Here is a 19,123-nt window from a genome sequence, read left to right as displayed (position 1 = left end):
GGCCTCTCCGACTAGAGCTCCACGGTCTCGTCGGGCTCGTAGCCCCGGAACCCGCCCCGGATGGGCCTCCCCCGCTCCCGGAGGAAGCTCTCGAAGGTCTGGTAGTTGTCCTGGGTCCAGAGGGGACGGCCGAAGACCTCGTGCATCATCACCTCGAAGCCGTACTTCATGAAATACTTGTGGTGGTGGCGCAGGATGGGGTTCGGCGAGAAGAACATCCGCCACAGCTCGATGGGCCGCCAGTAGAAGCGCCGGATCATGCCCAGGTGGAGCTCGGTGATCTTGTCCAGGTCGTCGATCTCCCGGGTGGGCATCACGGCCTGGATGTAGTCGAACTTCCGGTAGTCGAAGTCCTTGATGCGGCCGAGGGCCTTCATCTCCTTGTAGAATTCCGTTCCCGGCAGCGGCGTCACCACGTTGAGCCCGAAGTGGTTCACGTACCGGGTGCAGAAGTCGAAGAGCCGCTCCCGGTCCTCCTTGGTCTCGTCCCAGTGGCCGATCATGAGGGTGGCCATGATCATGAAGCCGTGGCGCTTGAGGATCTGCATGGCCCGTTCCACCGTCTCCATGGAGACCTGCTTGTTGAGCTCGTCCAGGGTCTCCTGCTTCGTGTACTCCACGCCGATCATGAACTGGTAGACCCCGGCCTCCTTGAACCCCGGCATGAGGTCCTCGTCGCGCACCACGAGGTCGGCGCGGCTCTGGAGCCAGAAGTGCTGCCCGAGCCGGCGCCGCTTCATCTCCTCGATGAAGCCGATGCCCCGCTCCCGGGTGAAGTTGAAGATGTTGTCCCCCACGTAGAAGGTGTCCCGGTTGTACTTCTTCTTGAGGAGTTCGAGCTCCTCGCCGATGAGTTCCGGGCTCCGGCCCCGCCACCGCCGCTCCCAGAAGACGGACTCCGAGCAGAACTTGCACCGGAAGCCGCAGCCCCGGGCGAAGTTCACCAGGAAGGCCCGGTCCCCCTCCGAGGGGAGCCCGATGTAGGGATGCTCCATGTCCACCAGGTGGTAGGCGGGCATGGGGAGGGTGTCGAGGTCCTCGATGAGCTCCCGCTTTCCAGTGAAGACGGGACGCCCGTCGGGCCCCCGGTAGCAGAGCCCCTTCACGCGGGAGAAGTCGGGGTTCCCGTCCGCCACGGTGCGGAGGAATTCCCGCATGGTGAGCTCCCCCTCCCCCATGCAGATGAAGTCGATCTCGGGGCACTCGGCCAGGCACTCCTCGGCGTTCAGCGTGGGATGGGCGCCGCCCACGACGACCACGGCATCCGGGAGGACGTCCTTCACCAGGGCCGCGGCGTTGTAGCCGTCGTAGGTGAAGTAGGTGCAGCCGATGCTGATGCCCACCACGTCGGGCCGGTCGGCCCGGAGCTTGGCCTCGAGGTCGTGCCAGGGCCGCCGGTTCAGGGTGCAGTCCATGAAGTCGAGGTTGAACTCGTCCTCGAGGAAGGCGGCCAGCTGGAGGCATCCCGGGCTCGGGACCCAGGCCTTCAGGATGTCCCAGATCCGGTGCGGGGGGTCCACCAGCAGGAACTTGACGGGTTTCGGGTTCGCTGTGGCTCGGCTCATGCCATCTCCTCCAGGATCGCGCGGGCGGCGAGCCGCCCGGATGTCATCACCCCGGCGATGCCCCCGCCGGGCATGGTCCAGTGCCCGGCCAGGTACAGGCCCGGGACCGGCGTCTTGAGATTCAATCGGTAGATCCCCGCCTGTTCGGGAATCTGGTCCCACCCGTAGGCCGCCCCCCCGGGGTTTGCCGTCATGAGGGCGAGGTGGTCGGGCCCAAGCTCGAAGAGGGGCTCCAGCCGGCCCGCCAGGCTGGGGAAGCGGGCCACGAGGGCCCCCTCCACCCGGGCGCGGAGGGCGCGGCGCTCCCCGGCGGAGGGCCGTGCGCCCCCCTCCAGCGGCACGCTGAGGCAGAGGCAGTGCCGGCCCTCGGGCGCCGCCTCCCGGTCCACCAGGGACGGGACCAGGACGTAGAAGACCGAGGGCTCGGCCGGCCCCCGGCCGTGGATCTCCATGTTGGGCCAGAGATCCGCCACGGCCTCCTCGGGCACTGAGTAGTAGGCCACGAAGTAGGAACCGCTGGGCCGCAGGCGGGCCAGCTTGCGCCGGTAGCCCGCCGGGAGGAGCCCCGGGTCGTCCAGCCACCGGGTGAGCGCAGGGCCCGCGGCGGCGGCCGCCACCACGGCCGGGGCCTCCACCACGGCGCCGTCCCGGGTCCGCACCCCGCGGGTGCGCCCGTCCCGGGTGAGGATGGCGGCGGCTGCCCGGCCGGCGAGGAGCCGCCCCCCGTGGCGCCGGAGGGCGTCGGCCAGGGCCGAGACGAGCCGGGCCACCCCGCCCGCCACCATCCAGGCCCCGTGGCCGTAGGTCATCTCCGTGCAGGCGAACCCCACCAGGGAGAGGCGTTCCGGGGGAAGGAGGCAGTACCCCGCCCGGGCGGTGAGGAGGCGGCCGAGAGCCGCCGGGACCTCCCGCTCTTCCAGGAAGTCCCGGACGCTGGCCTTGCCGTAGCGGGCCAGGAGGGGGTAGCGGCGCGAGAAACCGAAGGGGACGTCGCGCCGTCCCTCGAGGCCGACCCGGGTGAGCTCGTCGAGGAGGCCCGAGAAGACCCCATAGCAGGCCTCGAGCAGCGCCCGGTGTTCCGGGAAGCGCGCGGCGAGGGCCCTCATCTGGGCGGTCCAGCTCCCGTGCTGGACGTAGGGCGCCTGCCCGTCCTCGAAGAAGTAGACCCGGGCCGGTTCGCAGGGGAGGAACCGGACCGCCGCCTCCGCCCCGACGTCCCGGAGGAGACGCCGGACCGGGCCCTCGGGTTCGCACCCTCCCAGGGCCTGCGTGGCGATGTCGAACCGGTGGCCCCGCGACTCGAAGGTGGCGGCATAACCCCCGGGCCGCCGGTTCTTCTCGAGGACCACCACGCGCCGGCCCGCCCGGGCCAGGAGCGCCGCACAGCTCAGCCCCCCGAGCCCCGCGCCCGCCACCACCACGTCGGCCCGCTCAGGCATGCCCCCTCCCAGGCGCCACCAGGGTGGCGGCAAGGGTGCCTCCCCGGGCCGCCGTGAGGACCAGGGCTCCCCCGGGACGCTCCCCGGCCAGCAAGGCCGTAAGGCCCAGGCCGCCGGCCGCCCCCGACTCGCCGAAGGGGGCCCGGGGCCGGAGGACCTCCCAGCCGGGGAGCTCGGCGGCCAGCCGGGCCGCGGCCCGGTCGAGGATCCCCTCCGCCGCGGGGTGTCCGCCCCCCGGAACGAGGAGGACCCCCCGCCCGGAAAGCCCCGTCGCTTCGGCACCGAAGAGACCCCGACAGAGGGTCTCCACCACCGCCGGATCCGCCGGGAACTCCTGGGGTCCGCACGCGGCGTCCCGGGCTGCGGCCCAGCCGGCCACCCGCCCCAGGACCCTCGCCCCGCGCTCCCGGGCGGCCGCCTCCGCCTCCACCACGGCGGCCACCGCCCCCTCCCCCAGCCGATAGCCGGGGCCCGGGCCGGGCGCCACGAAGCCCAGGGCCCGGTGGATGGCCAGGATGGCATCCCCCAGTTCCTCCGCCGCGGCCACCACCACGCGCCGCGCCCCGCCCCGGCGGACGAGGTCGCACCCCCAGTGGAGGGCGGCCTCCCAGGAGGCCTCGTCCGCGGAAAAGACCCAGACCGGGCCGTGGATCCCGAGCCGCTGGGCCGCCAGCGCCGCCGGGGCGTTGGTGACGGAGAGCTTGAAATCCTGGGGCGATGCCGCCCTCGGCCCCTCGGCGAGCAGCGTGGTGAAGAACCCGTGGACGTTGCCGGCGCACCCGAAGGCCGAGCCGTAGACCAGGGGCACCGGGCCGAGCCCCCGGGGCTCGATCCCCGCCGACGCCAGGGCCTCGTCCACCGCCGCCTCCAGGAAGAGGCCCATCCGGTTGAGGTGCCGCCGCCGGGCCGGGGGCACCCGGCCCTTCACGGCCTCGAGGTCCACGGCCCCGCCGAGGAAACCGCCCCATTCCGCCCCGAAGGCGGCCAGGTCCCGGAGCCCCGTCCGCCCCTCCCGCAAGGCCTCGGCCAGCGGGCCGACCCCGGGCCCGAAGGGCGAGACCGCCCCCATGCCGGTGATCACCGGGCGGCCGGCCGAGGCGGGGGCGGCCTCGGCCCCCGCCTCCCGGGAGAAGGCCAGGGCGACGTTGCTCCCCCCGAAGGCAAAGGAGTTGGAGAGGGCGTGGCGGAGCGGCGCCCGGCGGGCCTCCCCGCGCACGAGGTCCAGCCCCGCGCAGGCCGGGTCCGGCGCCTCGAGCCCCGCCGTCGGGGGCACCGTCTCCTCCCGGAGGGCCCGGGCCGTGACCAGCGCCTCCAGGGCGCTGGCCGCCCCGAGGGCATGGCCGAAGACGGACTTCGAGGACGAGACGGGGACCTTCCCCAGGACGGCCGCGATCCCCCGGGCCTCGGCGGCGTCGTTCAAGGGGGTCCCGGTCCCGTGGGCGTTCACGTAGTCCACGTCGGCCGGGCCGAGACCCGCCGAGTCGAGGGCCGCGCGGAGGGTCGCCGCCACCGCCTCTCCCTTGGGCTCCGGGGCGGTGAAGTGATGGAGGTCCGTGGTGAGGCCGTAGCCGCGCAGCACCACCTCCCCCGGCCGGGCGGGGCGGCGCTCCAGGACGACGGCCCCGGCGCCTTCGCCCAGGACCAGGCCCCGCCGGTCCCGGTCGAAGGGACGGCACCGGTCGGGGGCCACGGCGCGCAGGCTGTTGAAGCCGGCATGGGTGACCTCGGAGAGGCCCTCCGCCCCCACCACCAGCACCCGGGCCGCCGCTCCCCACCGGAGGAGCTCGTGGGCGGCGGCGAGGGCGAGGCCGCTGGAGGAACAGACCGTGGCCGTGGTGAGCCTCGGGCCCCGGATGCCGAACTCCCGGGCGAGGTTGGCGGCGACGGCCGAGAGGGCGAAGGAGGCCAGCATCCGGCGGGGGTGTTCGGGCACCCGGCCCTCGAACCGGGCCCGGAAGAAGGCCTCGAGGCCGAGGATCCCCCCGGCCGCGGTCCCCACCACGATCCCCATGTCCGGGTCGGCGGCAAGACCCGTCTCCGGGTCGAGGAGCCCCGCGTCCGAGAGGGCCTCGGCGGCGGCGGCGAGGGCGAAGCGGTCGGCCCGGGAGAGTTCCGCCGCCGGCAGGCGCCGGCGGGGCGGCTCGGGCGGCGCCGTCACCTCCGAGGCCGCGCCGGTCCGGTGCCCGGTGGTGTCGAAGAGGCGGATGGGGCCGAAGGCGGCCCGGCCGGCGGCCGCCCCGGCCCAGAGGGCCGCCCGGCCGGCCCCCAGGGGCGAGACCGCCCCGAGCCCCGCCACCACGGTGGCCGCTCCGGCTCCGCCTGCCGGGCCCCGGGTGCTCACGGCCCCCCCACCCGGTGGATCTCGGTGCCCGGCGGCGGCGCGAAATCCGCCACCTCCGGCGGAAGCGGCGCGTTCTCCAGGGACCGGGCGAGGCGGATCTCCGTCACGGCGCCGCCGTCGGCCTCGATCCGAATCCGCCGGGCCAAGAGAGACCCGCCGTCCAGGTCGATCTCCACACGCCGCCCCGACTGTGGATCACCCTCCACCAGCCGGTAGGCCCCGGAACCGGCCCAGACCTCCCCCGTGAAGGCGGCGGGGCCGCCCCCGAAGAGGTCCGGCCGGCCCGCCATCCCCCGGGCCTCGGAAAGGGCCACGACGTCGGCGGTGCCGCTTCCGGGGACGTAGAAGAGGACCTCGCCCCCCCGTACCCGGATGACGTGGTCCAGGGGCTCCCGGTACCGGAGAAGGAGGAAGCCCTCCGCCCGGTAGTAGAGGCGCCCCGAGTAACGGAGCTCGCGGGCGAGCGGCGGCACGCGGCGGACCTCCACGAAGTCGGCCTGGAAGGTCCGCACCCGCCGCCGGGCCTCGGCGAGGCGGCGAAGCACCGCCGCCCGCTCCGCCCCCTGGAGCCGGCGCCACCCCGACGGGTCCGCGGCGCGGATCGCGGCGCCCCACGGGCCGAGGAAGACCAGGCAGACCAGGCAGGCCGAAAGGAGACGGCCCCTCACCGCGCCCCCCCGAGGTTCCGGTGGATCCAGAGTTCCATGGAATTGGCGTGCACCTCGTACCCCTCGAGCTCCGCCGCGGCGATGGCCTCCGCGGCCTCCCCCGGCGTCCAGGCCGACCGAACGGAATCGGCGAACCCGCTCCGGCCGGGGCCCCACCAGAAGGCGGCCCGCCAGGCGGCATCGGCGAGGCGGAAGCACACCCCCGGCATGTCCCGGCGGAAGTCGATGAGGAGAAAGACGCCCCCGGGCCGGAGCACCCGGTCCGCCTCGGCCAGAAGGGTATCCACCCGGTCGAGGTGATGCAACGCGAAGAGGGAGATCACCACGTCCAGGGTGCCATCCCGGAAGGGCAGCCGGGCGGCGTCGGCCGCCACGAGGTCCAGGGCCGCCCCCGCCCGGCGCCGGAACCGCCTGGCCCGCCCGAGCATCCCGAGGCTCACGTCGAGCCCGACGGCGGCCAGCCCCGGGCAGGCCCGGGCCAGGCGCAGCGGGATGGTCCCGGGCCCAGTCCCCACGTCGAGGAGGCGGGCCCCGGGCCGGAGCGCCCCGCCGAGGATCCGCCGGACGCGGAAGGCGGCCATGGGGGCGCCGAGGGCGGCGGCCCGGGCGAAGAGGTCCAAGGCCCCGGCGTCCACCTCCCGCCCCTCCGGGACCCGTACCCTAGCCGCCATGGAGCCACCGGACCGGGTAGAAGAAGACGAGGAGGGTCAGCACCGAGCCCAACAGCGACCCCGCCATGATGAGGGCCGTTCCCCGGAGACGGCCGATCCCCAGGAGAAAGGCGAGCACCGCGGCGGAGAAGACCCCGCAGCCCCGGAAGGGCACCATGGAGACCGCCACCACGGCCAGGGGATGGTGGCGGGCGAGCCGGGCCCAGACGCCCCGCTCCTCGGCGAGCCGGGCCTGCCAGCGCTCGTGCCGCGCCCGGACCCACCGGCCCGCCCGGTCGAAGGCGCGCACGTGGCGGCGCGAGGCCTCGAGCACCACCCCGTAAAGGGGGATCTGGACGAAGTCCATGAAGAGGGCCATGAGGAGCGCCGCCAGGGGCGAGGCCCCCAGGGCCAGGCAGGCGAAGATGCCCCCCGTCCGCCCGGTGGCGAGGTAGGCCGCCACCACGATCCCCACCTTGGTCACGAGCGGCACAGCAACCCCCTGGATTCGAGATCCGCCTGCACCGGCGGGTTCCAGAGGCGGCGGGCGAGCCGGGTCTGGGCGTTGCGGAGGGCGAAGTTCGCCACCAGGAAGTAGGGGGTGTCCACCGTCCGCCGACCCAGACGCCGGAGGATGGAGGTGGGAGAGGCGAGGTACTTGAGGGTCCAGGCGTAGCCCTGCTGGAGCTCCGCCGGCGTCATCCCCCGGGGCTCGAAGACCACGTGGCTCATGTCGTAGCGGGACCAGTCGCGGTGGAGGAGCCGCCCGGCCCGCTCCATCTCGTCGAAGAGGGCCGTGCCCGGGAAGGGGGTCAGGATGTTCACGGCGGGCAGCTCGATCCCCGTCTCCTGGATGAAGGCCGCGGTCTCCTCGAAGACCTCCGGCCCCTCGCCGTCGAAGCCGAAGATGAAGGAGCCCTGGATGCCGATCCCGTGGGCGTGGATCCGCGCCACGGCCCGGCGCATCTCCGCCGGGTCGTGATAGCGGTCGTTCTTGTGAAAGAGGGCGTGGGCGTGCAGCGACTCGAAGCCGATGAAGAGCGACAGGCAGCCGCTCCGGCGCAGGGCCCGGAGGAAGTCCTCGTCCTCGCTCACGGCCAGGTTCGAAAAACCCATCCAGCGGAAGCCGTGGCGCCGGAAGAGCTCCAGGATGGCCAGGGCCCGCTCCCGGGCCAGGGTGAAGTTGTCGTCCACCACGAAGAGCCGGCGGCGGGTGACCCGGGCCAGGGCCGCCAGCTCCCGGTCGAGGGCCCCGAGGGATTTCACCCGGAGCCGTCGGCCGAAGGTGGCGGGCACCGAGCAGAAGTTGCAGCGCTGGGGGCAGCCCCGGCTGGTCTGGATGCCGCCCATGAAGAAACGGTGACGCCGGCTGAGGAGGTGCACGGCCGGCACGGGAAGGTCGTCCAGGTCCGGCCGCGTCTCGGCCCGGTAGACCGGCCGCAGGCGCCCGGCGGCGGCGTCGGCCACGAGGCGCTCCATGACGGGCTCGGCCTCTCCCACCACCACCGCGTCGGCGTGGGGGGCGGCCTCTTCGGGGAGCATGGTGGCGTGGACCCCGCCCAGCACCACCGGCACCCCGGCGGCCCGGTAGGCGTCGGCGATCTCGTAGGCCCGCGCCGCGGTGGAGGTGAGGGTGGTCACCAGGACGAGGTCCGCCGCCGGAAGGCGCCGAAGGGGGGCCCGGGTCTCGTCGTGGATGCGGACCTCGAAGTCGGGCTCGAAGTAGGCGGCCAGCTGGGACAACCCCACCAGGGGAAAGGGAAAGACCGCGTCGTTGGCGGTGACCGCCCCCGGCGTCCGGGGAAATATGAAGAGCGCCCGCCGCCTAGCCGTCCTGGGCGTCCGCCAGCTCATCCAGCTTTTCCATGACCCCGCGGGAGGTGGGCCGGGCGCCCGAGCGGTGCACCACGTCCCGGACCTCGCGGGGGCAGTACACCCACATGCAGGTCTGCTCGCCCGGGGGATGGCTTTCGCGGATCCGGCGGAGACCCTTGAAGAAGTCGGAGCAGAGGATCTCGGTGAAGGGCTTCTCCCGGATGTTGTCCACGGCGAAGGGCATGAGGACACAGGGCTCCACGTCACCGTTCACGTTGACGTGCATGGTGAGGCTGGCCGCCCCGCAGCCCTCGGTGATCTCGGCGTCGTTGTAGAAGTCCACCAGGAGGATGGGCTTGCGCTGCCGGAGGCGCTGGATGCGCGCCTTGATGCCCGCCTTCTGCTCTGGGGTGGGGATGAGGTCGGGCTCCTCGCAGGCCCTGCCCTGGGGGAGCGCCACGGCCATCCAGCCGAACCCCGCCCCGTGCTCGATCATGGTGTCGATGAAGGCGTCGGAGTAGATCTCGTCGTAGTTGCGGCGGCTCACCATGGTGGAGAAGCCGGTGATGACCCCGGCGTCGGAGAGCCGCTTCATGACGGCCACGGCCCCCCGGAAGGCCCCGGGGCCCTTCCGGCGGTCGGTCTCGGCCTCGAGCCCGTCGATGCCGATGGCCACGGCGGCGTTGCCGAGCTCGGCCAGGCGCCGGACCTTGGCGTCGTCGATGAGGAGCCCGTTGGTGTAGATCAGGAAGGCGGTCTTCGGAAAGGCCGCGATGACGTCCAGGAGCCACGGCACCACGAAGGGCTCCCCCCCCATGAACATGATGAAGTTGGTGCCGGCCGCCGTGGCCTCGCGGACCACCCCCTCCACCTCCTGGCGGGTCAGCTCCTGGCGGGGCTCGTGGTGGGCGGCGTAGCAGCCGTAGCAGCGGAGGTTGCACCGGACGGTGGGGCTGATCATGAGGGTCCCCGGGGGGGCCACCTGGTGCCGCTGCCAGAAGGCGTAGCGCCGCTTGTAGCCGAGGAGGATGGCCCCCAGGAAGAAGGCGTTCACCAGCGCCGATCGGGCCTGGGGATTGGCCCGCTGGACGATGCGCCGGACCGCCTCGATGCCCTGGTGGTCTTCCTCGATCATGCGCTTGATGGCGGCGATGCCGCGGTGGTGCCAGTCGATGGAGGCGAAACGCTCGAGGAGCCCCACGATGCGCAGCAGGTTCTGGTTGGACAGCTTGCCCGCCATCCCCAGGATCTGGTTGGAGACGGCGGCGGGGATCTCGAAGTCGGCCATGGCTCGTCCGTCCTCAGAGGCGCCGCCGGCTGCGGGGCCGCGGGAGGCGGCCCGGCGCGCCGGAGGCGAAGGTGACCCGGCTGACGCCGGGGAGGAGCAGGCGGCCCCCGGTCCAGCGGGCCGCCCGTTCCGCCAGCCCTCCTATATAGCAGGAGACGAGGCGGCTCACAAGGCGGCGGGGCCGGGTGTTGCCGAGGAGGGTGGTCCGGGTCTCGGCGAACCCCGCCATCCGGAGCATCCGGTCCATGGCCGCCGCCGAGAAGTCGTAGAGGTGGGAGGGGGCCTGCATGAGCCGGAGCCGCCGGGCCAGGCGAGGGCCGACGAGCCGGATGAGGGGTGCCGTGTTGGGGTAACGGAGGAGCAGGACGCCGCCGGGCCGGAGGACCCCCCGGATCTTCCGGAGCACGGAGATGGGATCGGGGAGGTGCTCGATGACGTAGAAGAGGGTGACCACGTCGAAGGCCGCGGGAAACTCGGCCGCTTCCACGGACAGGGATCGGACGGGCGCCCCGGTCCGGCGCCGGGCCAGCTCCGCCGCCCCCTTGGACAGCTCCAGCCCCTCCACCTCCCAGCCCCGCCGCTGCATCTCTGCGAGGAAGAACCCGTAACCGCACCCCACGTCCAGGAGCCGCCCGGGGGCCGGGAACATCCCGGAAAGGGCGTCGGCGGCCGCCCGCACCACCGGTTCCATCTCCCGGCCCCAGGCCCGCTCCCCGGCCTCGGTGGTCTCGAGGTAGCCCTGGTAGTGGGCCTCGAGGAAGTCCCGCCCCGGCAGCGGCCGCAAGAAGACGAGCCGGCACCGCCGGCACCGCCGGTACCGGAAGCCGCCCTCCTCGTAGAAGAAGGGAATCTCCGGCGACCCGCAGAGCGGGCACCGCGCACCGGTCATCTCCCGAGGTTCAGCCACAGGGGCCCCCTCACACCCTGCCGGCGCAGCCGCGCCGCCAGCTCCGGCGAGCAGCGGACGGCATGGCCGGGAAAGATCCAGTTCTTGTGCCGCCGGGCGAGCCGGGGGACCAGCTCGTCCAGGGTCTCCGCCAGGCCCGGCGGGAGGTAGAAACGCGCCTCCAGCATGTCGGCCCCGGGCTCCAGGAGTCCCTCCGCCCGGGCGATCTCGTGGAGGCGGGTCCCGGGGATGATCCGGATCCCGGTCATGAAGACCACGGCGTCGGGTTCCAGGGCCTCGAGGCGGTCCACGGTCTCCTCGAGGCTCTCGCGGTCTTCCCCGGGACCGCCGGCGAGGATGGCGTGGCAGAAGGGGAGCCCCGCCCGCCGGCAGAGCGCCGAGACCCGGGCCGCCTCCGCCGCCGTGAAGGCCTTGCCCATGGCGCCCAGCATGCGGGGCGAGAGGGTGTCCGTCCCGAACTCGATGCCCATGCAGCCGGAGCGGAGGAAGAGGTCCACCGCCTCGGCGTCCAGATCCCGCGGCGCCCCGTAGCACGTCCAGCGAAGGCGCAGGCCGGCGGCCAGGATACCCCGGCAGATCGCCTTGGCATAGTCCACCGGGTGGTTGAAGACGCTGTCCACGAAGAAGACCTCGTCGATGCCCTGCTCGGCGAGACCCGCCAGCTCCGCCACCACCTCCGGAACCGGCCGCCGCCGCTGGCGCCGCCCCTCGATGAGGGGGTAGCCGCAGTAGACGCACCGGAAGGGACACCCCCGGCGCGTCTGGACGTTGGCCATGCCGCCGGCGGCCAGGTACCGGTCCAGGCGGAAGCCGGCCCGGTCCGGGGCCGTCTCCGGCAGCGGCAGGGTCCGCCGCCCGGTGGCGCGGATGCGGCCGCCGGCCCGGTAGAGGAGGTTCGGCACCGCCTCCAGCCCGCGCCCCCCGGCCTCGAGGGACTCGGCGAGGGCCGCGAGGGGGACCTCCCCGCTCCCCACCACGCCGAAGTCGGCCCCGAGGGCCGCCATGAGCTGCCGGGGAAAGAGCGAGAACCCCGCCCCGCCGAGGACCAGGGGGCAGCGGGCGGCGGCCCGGAGCCGGGCGCACAGCTCCCGGTACCGGGGCAGGTACCGGACGGTCCGGGGCCAGGCGACGTTGTCCACGTTGCGGATGGAGACCGCGGCGAGCTCCGGGGCGAAGGCCGCTGCCAGGGCATCGAGTTCCGCCTCGGGTTCCACGCAGAGGTCGAAGACCCGGCACTCGTGGCCGCGGGCGCGGAGGGCGCCGGCAAGGCAGGCCAGCCCCAGGGGGAAGACGGGGTCCGGCAGGAGTTCCTCGTTGGGAGAGACGAGGAGGATCCTCACGCCCCCCCCTCCCCCGGCCCCAGCCGGACCCCGGCGGCCCCGCCCCCCGCCGAGGCCGCCAGCACCAGCACGCCCCCTCCCGGCCCGCCGGCGGCCAGGATCCGGTCCCCGCCGGGAGGGGCCGGGTCGGGCGGAAGCGCCTCCAGCACCCGGGCGGGCACCTCGGCCCCGCCGAGGGCCAGGACGGCGACGAGCACCCGGAGGAGCCCCGCGCCGAAGAGGTGACCCGTGGCGTACTCCGGGACCGCCACGGGAGTCTGCCCCGGAAGGCGCCGGGCCAGCGCCGAGGCCAGGCCCCGGTCGGCGGCGGCCACGAAGGTCCCGGCCGCCACCACTGCGGGCGGCGGGGACCCGGCGAGCAGCCGGTCCAGAACGGCCCCGGCCGCCGCCTCCACCCGGTGGAACCGGGGGGCGCGCAGGCCGCCGCCGAGGGCCTCGACCTGCTCGATCACCGCGAGGCTCCGCCCGCCCCGGCCGCGGAGGGCCTCCCCTCGCTCGAGCACCAGGGCCGCCGCGGCCTCCCCGGGGAGGGTCCGGCCGGAGAGCCGCACCCCGTCCCCCGCCGCCTCTTCCGGCCGCTTGAGGACGCCGGCGGCGGCGAGCCCGGCCAGAAGCGCCGGGGCCAGTTCCTCCACCCCGAGCACCAGGACCCGGTCGGCCGCCCCCGCGGCCAGGAGGTCCAGGGCCGCGGCCAGGGCGAGCTCGGAGGAGAGCGAGAGCCGGCACAGGGCGAGGTTCGGGCCGAGGAGCCCGAAGGCCAGGGCGCACTGGCCGGCGGGGGCGTTGGGGACCGTCTCGGGGAAGAGGCCGGGGTTCACGTGCCGCGGGCCCTCCCGGAGGAAGTCCTGGAAGAACTCGTCGCTCCGCCCCGTGCTCCCGAAGGCGGTGGCCAAGGCCACCCCGGTCCGGGCCCCGGCCCCCGGCTCGAGGCCCGCCGATTCCAGGGCCTCCCCGGCCGCCGCCGCGGCCAGGAGGGAAAAACGCGCCATCTTCCGCCTGAGGCCCGGCGGGAGGTACCTCCGGGCCATCTCGCCGAAGTCCGCCGCAGCCCCGGCGAGGCAGGCCCCCCGGCCGGCCCCCGGCGGGAGCGGCAAGGGCCGGATCCGGCCCTCCCCGGCCGCGAGGGCCGCGACGAGGGCCGGGACGCCGGCGCCCAGGGGCGAGACGCACCCCAGGCCGGTCACGTGCACGACGCCGCGCTCCATGCTAGGCCGCCCCGGGGCGTCCGAAGACCAGGGCCGCGTTGTTGCCGCCGAAGGCCAGGACGTTGTTCAAGGCCGCCCGGACCCCGGGGATGGGCCGGGGGGCGCCCGGGACGTAGTCGAGCCCGCACTCCGGGTCGGGTTCCTCGAGGTGGGCCGTGGGCGGGGCCGTTTCGTGGTGGAGGGCGAGTACCGTGATCACCGACTCCACGGCCCCGGCGGCGCCGAGGCAGTGGCCCGTCACGGACTTGGTGGAGGACATGGGGACGTCCGGGGCCGCCGCGCCGAAGACCGCCTCCATGGCCCGGGTCTCGGCCGGGTCGTTGGCCCGGGTCCCGGTGCCGTGGAGATTCACGTAACCGATGTCCCCGGGGGCGAGGCCGGCCCGGTCCAGGGCCGCCCGGGCCGCCCGGGCCGCCCCTTCCCCGTTGGGCGGGGGCGCCGTCATGTGGTAGGCGTCGGCGGCGAACCCCCAGCCGAGCACCTCGGCATAGACCCGGGCCCCGCGGCGAAGCGCCTCGGGCGCCCGTTCGAGGACCAGGGCCGCCGCCCCCTCCCCGAGGACGAGCCCCCGGCGGCGCCGGTCGAAGGGCCGGCAGGTCTCCGGGTCCATGGAGCGGAGGCTGTGGAAACCTGCGAATGTCAGCCGGCTGAGGGCCTCGCTCCCCACCACCACCGCGGCGTCGACCCGCCCCGAGGCCACGGCGGCGGCCGCGAGCCCCAAGGCCACCGAGCTGGAGGAACAGGCGGTGGCGATGGAGAACCGGGGGCCGGACCAGCCGTGGGTCATGGCGAGGAGGTCGGCAAGGGACGAGACCGGGTAGCCGTGAAGCTGCCGGGCGGGCACCCGGGCATCGCCCCGGAGGACCGCCTCGCGCCATGCCTCGGCCTCGAGCATCCCGGCCGCCCCCACCCCGGCCGCGGGCATCACGCGGTCCGGCGGGTAGGGCCCGGACCCGGACCAGCCGGCGTCGGCCAGGGCCTCGCCGGCGGCCAGCATCCCGAGGGCCTCGAAGCGGGACCAGCGGGGGTCCGCGGCCGCCGAGAAGGCCGCCAGGGCCTCGTCCGGGACCTCGCCGGCCACGGCGCCGCCGAAGTCCTCGAACCCGGCGCGCCGGAGGGGCCCGAAGCCGTCGGCCCCGGCGAGCAGCCGGCGCCAGACGGCCTCCTTACCACTCCCGAGGCAGCAGACGATACCCAGACCCGTGACAGCCGCCCGGTCCATGGCGCCTGAGCTCCCTCACGTCCCTCCGCCCCCGGGGGGTGAAGGTCCGCCGGCAGAGTTCCAGGAAATAGAGCCGGATGATGCGCAGGGTGTCCACCCAGGCGCGGTAGTGGCTCCGGTGACGCCCTCCCTCCGGGTAGATGACCGTGATGGGGGCGAAGGCGATCCGAAGCCCCCGGACGGCGGCCTTGAGGAGCACCTCGGTCTCGGCGTCGAAGCGGTCGGCCCGGAGATCGGCCAGGAGCCCCGCGCACTCGGGCAGGCGGTAGATGCGGAAGCCGCACTGGGAATCCGGAACGGGCCGGTGGCAGAAACGGCCGGCGAACCAGCTGCTGATCCAGTTGCCGAACCGGCGGGCCCCCGGCATCCGGTCCCGCTCGTGGACCCGGGAGCCCACCAGGACGTCGGCCCCGGTCTCGTCGAAGGCCGCCAGCAGGGCCGGCAGATCCTCCGGGGCGTGCTGGAGGTCGCTGTCCAGGGTCACCACCGCCCGGCACCCCTGCGCCATGGCCCAGCGGAACCCCGTCCGGAGCGCGGCCCCCTTTCCCCGGTTCCTCGGGTGGCAGAGGAGCTCCACGCCCCGGGGGGCGAAGGCGGCGGCCACCCGGGCGGTCCCGTCGGCGGAGCCGTCGTCCACCACGGCCACCCGCCCGGCGAGGGGGAGGAGCCGCTCGAGGAGCGGCCCGAGGGTCGCCTCCGCGTTGTAGGCCGGAACCACCACGCAGGGCCGCCGCATGTCGCCCCTCACGCCGTCACATCCCCTTCGAACCAGCGGGACATGGCCTCGATGCGCTCCTTGAGCGGGCCCTTCAGCTTGTACACCAGGATCGAACCGTCCCGCAGGAGGACCTGCTCCGTCTCGCCCTCCATGATCCGGGCCGCGTCCGCCTCCCGGTCGATCCGGAACCGGAAGACCAGCTTGGCCGCCTCGGAGGGCCGGAGGCCGAGCCGGACCCGGAGCCGGTCGTGGAAACGGGCCGGGGCCTTGTAGTCCGCCCGGACGCGGATGACGGGGGCGGTGAACCCCAGCCGCCGAAGCTCCCCCGGGAGAAGCCGGAAGCGGTCCAGGAGCTCGGCCCGGGCCGCTTCCACGTAGGCGAAGTAGTTCGCGTACCACACGACACCCCACGGGTCCACCTCGTTGAAGCGGACCCGCAAGGTGGTCTCGAACCAGCGCATGGCCTTCAGGGCCGGGGGCGCTTCTGCCGGACGAAGTCGGCCAGCGCCTCAATGGACGCGAAGGCCGTCCGCCCCACCTCTTCGTCTTCGATCTCGATGCCGTAGGTCTTCTCGAGGGCCACCACGAGCTCCAGGGCGTCCACCGAGTCGAGCCCCAGGCCCTCTCCGAAGAGGGGGGCGTCGTCGACGATCTCCTCCGGGCGGACGTCCTCCATGCGGAGCGTGTCCACGATGAGCCGCTTGAGCTCCGCCTTGAGTGCGTCGTGCGCCGGCTCCGGCATCGCCCCTCCCCCTAGCCGCCGATGCGGGCGTTGAGGACCGTGCCCACCCGGAAGCCCAGCTGCTGGAAGATGTAGGTGAGCATGGCCGCGGAATCACCCCCGAAGCCGCCGGCCGAGGCGGTGTCCTTGGCGAAGACGCGGATGACGGGATCGGTCTTTCCGGGGGCGAAGACCTCGCAGACCACCGCGCCGGTGGCCCTGCCGGCCCCCATGCCCACGAGGTACCGGGCCGCCCGGTTGCCGGGGTTACACGCCACCACGGCCCACTCCACCCGGAGGGCGCCGGCACCGCTGCCCCGCTTCACGGTGAGGGCGTTCTTGAAGGCGGACTCGAAGGTGTTGATGAAGGGCCCGTAGGCAAACCGGTTCTGCACCGGCAGCCACCGTCCCTTCTTCTCGCCCACGACCTGGACCTCGTGGTACCGGGAAAGATCCACGGCCGGGTCCTGCCAGATAAGGAGGTTGTGGCCGCCCTTGACCATGCCGCGGACGTAGCCGCGGACGTCGAAGGTGTGATCGGCGTAGGACTTGATGCTCGGCCCCGGCGGCCCGGCCGCGGCGCCGGCCGTGCCCCCGCCGCGGCACCCCGCCGCGAACATGAGCCCCGCCAGGATCAAGACGAAGATGGAAAACCGGTGTCCCTTCATGCCATGCCTCCTTTTTGTCACCTGCGGCGGGAGACGGCCCCCGCCCCGGCCCCCTGAGATCCGTGGCCGGCCGCCCCTATGGCCCCGGGTCTAACGAGGATAGTGGAGCCCCCGCGGAGTGTCAACAACGTGGCGCCGTATCAGCCGGCCGCCGCCTTCCCGCCGGCGGCCCCGGCCGGCACGCCGCATCCCGCCGCCTCGCCCGGGAGGGCGAGGAGCCCGGCCAGCCGGTCCGGGAGTGCCCGGTGGGACGTCACCACCACGTCGGCCTCGACCAGGTGCTCGGCCGCGAGCGTGGTGGTGATGGCCGCGCAGGCCAGGCCCGCCGCCTTGGCCGCCCGGATGCCGGCCGGCGCGTTCTCCACCACGCAGCAGCCGCCGGGGCCGATGCCCAGGGCCTCCATGGCCGCGAGATAGGGATCGGGGAAGGGCTTTCGCCGCGCGACCCGCTCCCCGGTGACGATGCAGCGCATCCGGCGCCGGATCTCCCCGGGCAGCACCTGGTCCAGGATCTCGGCGTGGGAACTGGTCACGAGCCCCATGCGCCAACCCTCGGCCTCGAGGCGGTCGAGGAGCCCGGGCACCTCCGGGTAGGGCCGAACCCGGTGCCGGTACTCCCGGGCGAAGACGGCCTTCTGGCGCTCGAGGACGCGGTGGAAGTCCGCCGGGTCCATGCGGCAGCCTTCGCCGTCGAAGATGGCCACGGCGGTCTCCGGCTCGATGGCCCCCTCGTGGAGGTAGAGCACGGCCTCGGGGACGGAGAAACCGAATTCCGCCAGGGCCGCCTGCCAGGCCCGGACGTGCCAGGGCATGCTGTCGAGGATGACCCCGTCCATGTCGAAGAGGATGGTGGGCTGCATCGGTGCCAGGGACGTGCGCGGCGGCCCGGCGGGTGCGGCGGCATCGTTTCAGTGCCGGATCCGCCCCCGCATCTCGTGCATCATCTCCTCGAGTTCCGCCTCCACGCGGGTGAGATCGTCGTAGTCGTAGGGCCGGGCCGGGGTGAGGAAGGGCCGGGCCGGGGCCGTGGCATTGGCCGCCGCCTCCCCGGTCACGGGGGGCGGCCCGCTCCGGACCGGAGGCCTTCGTGCCGTCCTAACCCCGCTCCCGCTCCGGGGCGAGGCAGGTGCGCCCGGGGCCTCCCGGGTGGGCTTCGCCCCGCCGGCGATACGGGGCGGCCGGGCGGCCCCCTCCCCGCCGGCTGCGTAGGCCAGGCGCAGGCCGCGGCCGGCCAGCCAGTCGTGCACCACGCGGGACTGCAAGGCGAAGTTGACCCCGGTGATGGCCACACCCCCCGCGCCCTTCCGGGCGATGCTGGTGTTCATCCCCACCATACGGCCCTCGGCGTCCAGGAGCGGGCCGCCGGAGTTGCCCCGGTTCACGCTGGTGTCGGTCTGGTACATGTGCTTTCCCGCCACCCCCCGAAAATCCATGAAGGCCCCGCTCAGGCGCCCGTAGGTGAGGGACCAGAAGCCGCCCTGTTCCGGGTGTCCGATGGCCACCACCTCCTCGCCCACATGGATCTCGCCGGGAGGGGCGAGGGGGATGGTCCCCCGGCCGGCGGGGAGACCCTCCACCTCGAGCAGGGCGATGTCCAGGGCCGGGTCCGCCGCCGCCACCCGCGCCGCCAGGGGCCGGCGAAGGTCGCGCCGCACGTCGCCCGTGAGGCGGTCCGGCTTGAGGTAGACGCGGATCCTCGGGTAGGGCCGGCCCGTCCCCGCCACGAAGACCACGTGGGCGTTGGTGAGGACCCGCCCGGGGGCCACGATGGAGCCGGCCCCGATGACCCCCTTGGCCGACCCGGAGGTGCACCAGACGGCCACCACCTTCGGGGCGCAGCGCTCGTAGACGGCCTCGGCCGGGAAGGCCGCAGCCAGGGCCGGGGCCGCCAGCATCCAGGCCACGGCGGCGAAAAGGCAGCGACGTCTCCTCATCCGAATCCCCCGGCACGGCGCCGGGTCGGCGGTCCTACCGCCCCCCCATCCGCTCGAGCTCGCGATCGAGCTCGCCGTGAAGCCGTTCCGCGTTCCGCCGGATGTAGTCCTTCACCTTGGCGTCGAGATCCCGCGACTTCTCGATGGCATCGGTGAAGGCGTCGAGGTCGAGCCGGGCCAGGGTGAAGAGTTCCCCTGTCCGGGGGTCCATCCAGGTATCCACGATCTCCACCCCCGACAGCGTCTGGCTCGTCACGGTCTTGATGGCCGCCTCCACGTGCTGTTCCTCGGAGGAGATCCCCGGCTCGCCGGCGGTGGTGGAGGCCATGTAGTCCTTCATGAGGGAAGCGGTGTAGACCTGGAGGATCTTGGCCAGCTCGTTCCGGGCCCGGTTCTGGGCGGTCATCCGGAGCAGCGAGGCGTTCCGGATGCCGGAGGCCGATCCCACCCCGTAGAAGACCTTTCCGTGATCGGACTCGAAGGCGCCGCTCCCCTTCACCACCCACTCGGGAGCACCCGGGGCGTAGGCGCTGGGAACCTCGGGGGCCTTCTTGGCGCAGGCGGCGAGCACGAGCACCGCGACGGCGGACACCATGACGAGGCGGACGACGTTCATCGGGAGACCTCCTGTCTGGGCTGACC

At 74.1% G+C, this 19,123-nt stretch carries 19 protein-coding genes; all 19 read right to left on the bottom strand.

Features of this window, described 5'->3' with window-relative positions; genetic code table 11:
- Nucleotides 1–11 precede the first annotated feature (11 nt).
- The 19 genes from HCU62_RS07475 to HCU62_RS07385 all read right to left on the bottom strand — a co-directional run bounded on the left by HCU62_RS07475 (nucleotide 12) and on the right by HCU62_RS07385 (nucleotide 19,097).
- The gene (locus HCU62_RS07475) at nucleotides 12–1,565 is read right to left on the bottom strand and encodes a B12-binding domain-containing radical SAM protein (RefSeq protein ID WP_163299434.1); all 1,554 of its coding nucleotides are present in this window, start codon (nucleotides 1,563–1,565) and stop codon (nucleotides 12–14) included.
- Complete coding sequence (locus HCU62_RS07470) at nucleotides 1,562–3,004, bottom strand: phytoene desaturase family protein (protein ID WP_169755532.1); 1,443 nt, start codon at nucleotides 3,002–3,004, stop codon at nucleotides 1,562–1,564. The genes HCU62_RS07475 and HCU62_RS07470 overlap by 4 nt, the downstream gene beginning before the upstream one ends.
- Nucleotides 2,997–5,345, bottom strand: a complete 2,349-nt coding sequence (locus tag HCU62_RS12855; RefSeq protein WP_169755531.1) for a beta-ketoacyl synthase N-terminal-like domain-containing protein — start codon at nucleotides 5,343–5,345, stop codon at nucleotides 2,997–2,999. Before HCU62_RS12855 ends, HCU62_RS07470 begins: the two co-directional genes overlap by 8 nt.
- Nucleotides 5,342–6,013: a LolA family protein gene (locus HCU62_RS07460; protein ID WP_163299238.1), complete on the bottom strand. Its 672-nt coding sequence runs from the start codon at nucleotides 6,011–6,013 to the stop codon at nucleotides 5,342–5,344. The genes HCU62_RS12855 and HCU62_RS07460 overlap by 4 nt, the downstream gene beginning before the upstream one ends.
- On the bottom strand, nucleotides 6,010–6,684 hold the full coding sequence (locus HCU62_RS07455) for a class I SAM-dependent methyltransferase (protein ID WP_163299237.1): 675 nt from the start codon (nucleotides 6,682–6,684) through the stop codon (nucleotides 6,010–6,012). Before HCU62_RS07455 ends, HCU62_RS07460 begins: the two co-directional genes overlap by 4 nt.
- Nucleotides 6,674–7,156 carry a small multi-drug export protein gene (locus tag HCU62_RS07450; protein ID WP_163299236.1) on the bottom strand — a complete coding sequence of 161 codons (483 nt, stop codon included), beginning with the start codon at nucleotides 7,154–7,156 and terminating at the stop codon, nucleotides 6,674–6,676. Before HCU62_RS07450 ends, HCU62_RS07455 begins: the two co-directional genes overlap by 11 nt.
- Nucleotides 7,144–8,517, bottom strand: coding sequence for a B12-binding domain-containing radical SAM protein (locus HCU62_RS07445; RefSeq protein WP_163299235.1), 1,374 nt, complete (start codon nucleotides 8,515–8,517; stop codon nucleotides 7,144–7,146). The genes HCU62_RS07450 and HCU62_RS07445 overlap by 13 nt, the downstream gene beginning before the upstream one ends.
- On the bottom strand, nucleotides 8,489–9,766 hold the full coding sequence (locus HCU62_RS07440) for a radical SAM protein (RefSeq protein WP_163299234.1): 1,278 nt from the start codon (nucleotides 9,764–9,766) through the stop codon (nucleotides 8,489–8,491). Before HCU62_RS07440 ends, HCU62_RS07445 begins: the two co-directional genes overlap by 29 nt.
- 13 nt (nucleotides 9,767–9,779) lie before the next feature.
- On the bottom strand, nucleotides 9,780–10,673 hold the full coding sequence (locus HCU62_RS07435) for a class I SAM-dependent methyltransferase (protein WP_163299233.1): 894 nt from the start codon (nucleotides 10,671–10,673) through the stop codon (nucleotides 9,780–9,782).
- Nucleotides 10,652–12,013: a B12-binding domain-containing radical SAM protein gene (locus HCU62_RS07430; protein WP_163299232.1), complete on the bottom strand. Its 1,362-nt coding sequence runs from the start codon at nucleotides 12,011–12,013 to the stop codon at nucleotides 10,652–10,654. The genes HCU62_RS07435 and HCU62_RS07430 overlap by 22 nt, the downstream gene beginning before the upstream one ends.
- Nucleotides 12,010–13,218 carry a beta-ketoacyl synthase N-terminal-like domain-containing protein gene (locus HCU62_RS07425; RefSeq protein ID WP_169755530.1) on the bottom strand — a complete coding sequence of 403 codons (1,209 nt, stop codon included), beginning with the start codon at nucleotides 13,216–13,218 and terminating at the stop codon, nucleotides 12,010–12,012. Before HCU62_RS07425 ends, HCU62_RS07430 begins: the two co-directional genes overlap by 4 nt.
- A 1-nt stretch (nucleotide 13,219) precedes the next feature.
- Nucleotides 13,220–14,440, bottom strand: coding sequence for a beta-ketoacyl-[acyl-carrier-protein] synthase family protein (locus HCU62_RS07420; protein WP_163297450.1), 1,221 nt, complete (start codon nucleotides 14,438–14,440; stop codon nucleotides 13,220–13,222).
- On the bottom strand, nucleotides 14,385–15,176 hold the full coding sequence (locus HCU62_RS07415; protein WP_169755529.1) for a glycosyltransferase family 2 protein: 792 nt from the start codon (nucleotides 15,174–15,176) through the stop codon (nucleotides 14,385–14,387). The genes HCU62_RS07420 and HCU62_RS07415 overlap by 56 nt, the downstream gene beginning before the upstream one ends.
- Nucleotides 15,177–15,184: 8 nt before the next feature.
- The gene (locus tag HCU62_RS07410) at nucleotides 15,185–15,619 is read right to left on the bottom strand and encodes an acyl-CoA thioesterase (RefSeq protein WP_163297446.1); all 435 of its coding nucleotides are present in this window, start codon (nucleotides 15,617–15,619) and stop codon (nucleotides 15,185–15,187) included.
- Nucleotides 15,620–15,624: 5 nt separating this feature from the next.
- On the bottom strand, nucleotides 15,625–15,900 hold the full coding sequence (locus HCU62_RS07405) for a phosphopantetheine-binding protein (protein WP_163297444.1): 276 nt from the start codon (nucleotides 15,898–15,900) through the stop codon (nucleotides 15,625–15,627).
- Between the two features lie 11 nt (nucleotides 15,901–15,911).
- The gene (locus HCU62_RS07400) at nucleotides 15,912–16,547 is read right to left on the bottom strand and encodes a DUF4410 domain-containing protein (RefSeq protein WP_163297442.1); all 636 of its coding nucleotides are present in this window, start codon (nucleotides 16,545–16,547) and stop codon (nucleotides 15,912–15,914) included.
- A gap of 140 nt (nucleotides 16,548–16,687) precedes the next feature.
- Nucleotides 16,688–17,407, bottom strand: coding sequence for an HAD family hydrolase (locus HCU62_RS07395; protein ID WP_163297440.1), 720 nt, complete (start codon nucleotides 17,405–17,407; stop codon nucleotides 16,688–16,690).
- A gap of 48 nt (nucleotides 17,408–17,455) precedes the next feature.
- The gene (locus HCU62_RS07390; RefSeq protein ID WP_163297438.1) at nucleotides 17,456–18,481 is read right to left on the bottom strand and encodes a S1C family serine protease; all 1,026 of its coding nucleotides are present in this window, start codon (nucleotides 18,479–18,481) and stop codon (nucleotides 17,456–17,458) included.
- 34 nt (nucleotides 18,482–18,515) lie between these two features.
- Entirely contained in the window at nucleotides 18,516–19,097 is a 582-nt protein-coding gene (locus tag HCU62_RS07385) for an LPP20 family lipoprotein (RefSeq protein WP_163297436.1), read from the bottom strand.
- Nucleotides 19,098–19,123: the final 26 nt, after the last annotated feature.

It is taken from the genome of Dissulfurirhabdus thermomarina (genome assembly GCF_012979235.1).
In the GTDB taxonomy this organism is placed as follows: domain Bacteria; phylum Desulfobacterota; class Dissulfuribacteria; order Dissulfuribacterales; family Dissulfurirhabdaceae; genus Dissulfurirhabdus; species Dissulfurirhabdus thermomarina.
This window is presented reverse-complemented; position numbering and strand designations above follow the sequence as displayed.

Bases quoted from the DNA above. Each gene is read 5' to 3' on its own strand.
- HCU62_RS07475 (WP_163299434.1), bottom strand. From the start codon at position 1,565: ATGAGCCGAGCCACAGCGAACCCGAAACCCGTCAAGTTCCTGCTGGTG.
- HCU62_RS07470 (WP_169755532.1), bottom strand. From the start codon at position 3,004: ATGCCTGAGCGGGCCGACGTGGTGGTGGCGGGCGCGGGGCTCGGGGGG.
- HCU62_RS07455 (WP_163299237.1), bottom strand. From the start codon at position 6,684: ATGGCGGCTAGGGTACGGGTCCCGGAGGGGCGGGAGGTGGACGCCGGG.
- HCU62_RS07445 (WP_163299235.1), bottom strand. From the start codon at position 8,517: ATGAGCTGGCGGACGCCCAGGACGGCTAGGCGGCGGGCGCTCTTCATA.
- HCU62_RS07440 (WP_163299234.1), bottom strand. From the start codon at position 9,766: ATGGCCGACTTCGAGATCCCCGCCGCCGTCTCCAACCAGATCCTGGGG.
- HCU62_RS07425 (WP_169755530.1), bottom strand. From the start codon at position 13,218: ATGGAGCGCGGCGTCGTGCACGTGACCGGCCTGGGGTGCGTCTCGCCC.
- HCU62_RS07420 (WP_163297450.1), bottom strand. From the start codon at position 14,440: ATGGACCGGGCGGCTGTCACGGGTCTGGGTATCGTCTGCTGCCTCGGG.
- HCU62_RS07415 (WP_169755529.1), bottom strand. From the start codon at position 15,176: ATGCGGCGGCCCTGCGTGGTGGTTCCGGCCTACAACGCGGAGGCGACC.
- HCU62_RS07410 (WP_163297446.1), bottom strand. From the start codon at position 15,619: ATGCGCTGGTTCGAGACCACCTTGCGGGTCCGCTTCAACGAGGTGGAC.
- HCU62_RS07405 (WP_163297444.1), bottom strand. From the start codon at position 15,900: ATGCCGGAGCCGGCGCACGACGCACTCAAGGCGGAGCTCAAGCGGCTC.
- HCU62_RS07400 (WP_163297442.1), bottom strand. From the start codon at position 16,547: ATGAAGGGACACCGGTTTTCCATCTTCGTCTTGATCCTGGCGGGGCTC.
- HCU62_RS07395 (WP_163297440.1), bottom strand. From the start codon at position 17,407: ATGCAGCCCACCATCCTCTTCGACATGGACGGGGTCATCCTCGACAGC.
- HCU62_RS07390 (WP_163297438.1), bottom strand. From the start codon at position 18,481: ATGAGGAGACGTCGCTGCCTTTTCGCCGCCGTGGCCTGGATGCTGGCG.
- HCU62_RS07385 (WP_163297436.1), bottom strand. From the start codon at position 19,097: ATGAACGTCGTCCGCCTCGTCATGGTGTCCGCCGTCGCGGTGCTCGTG.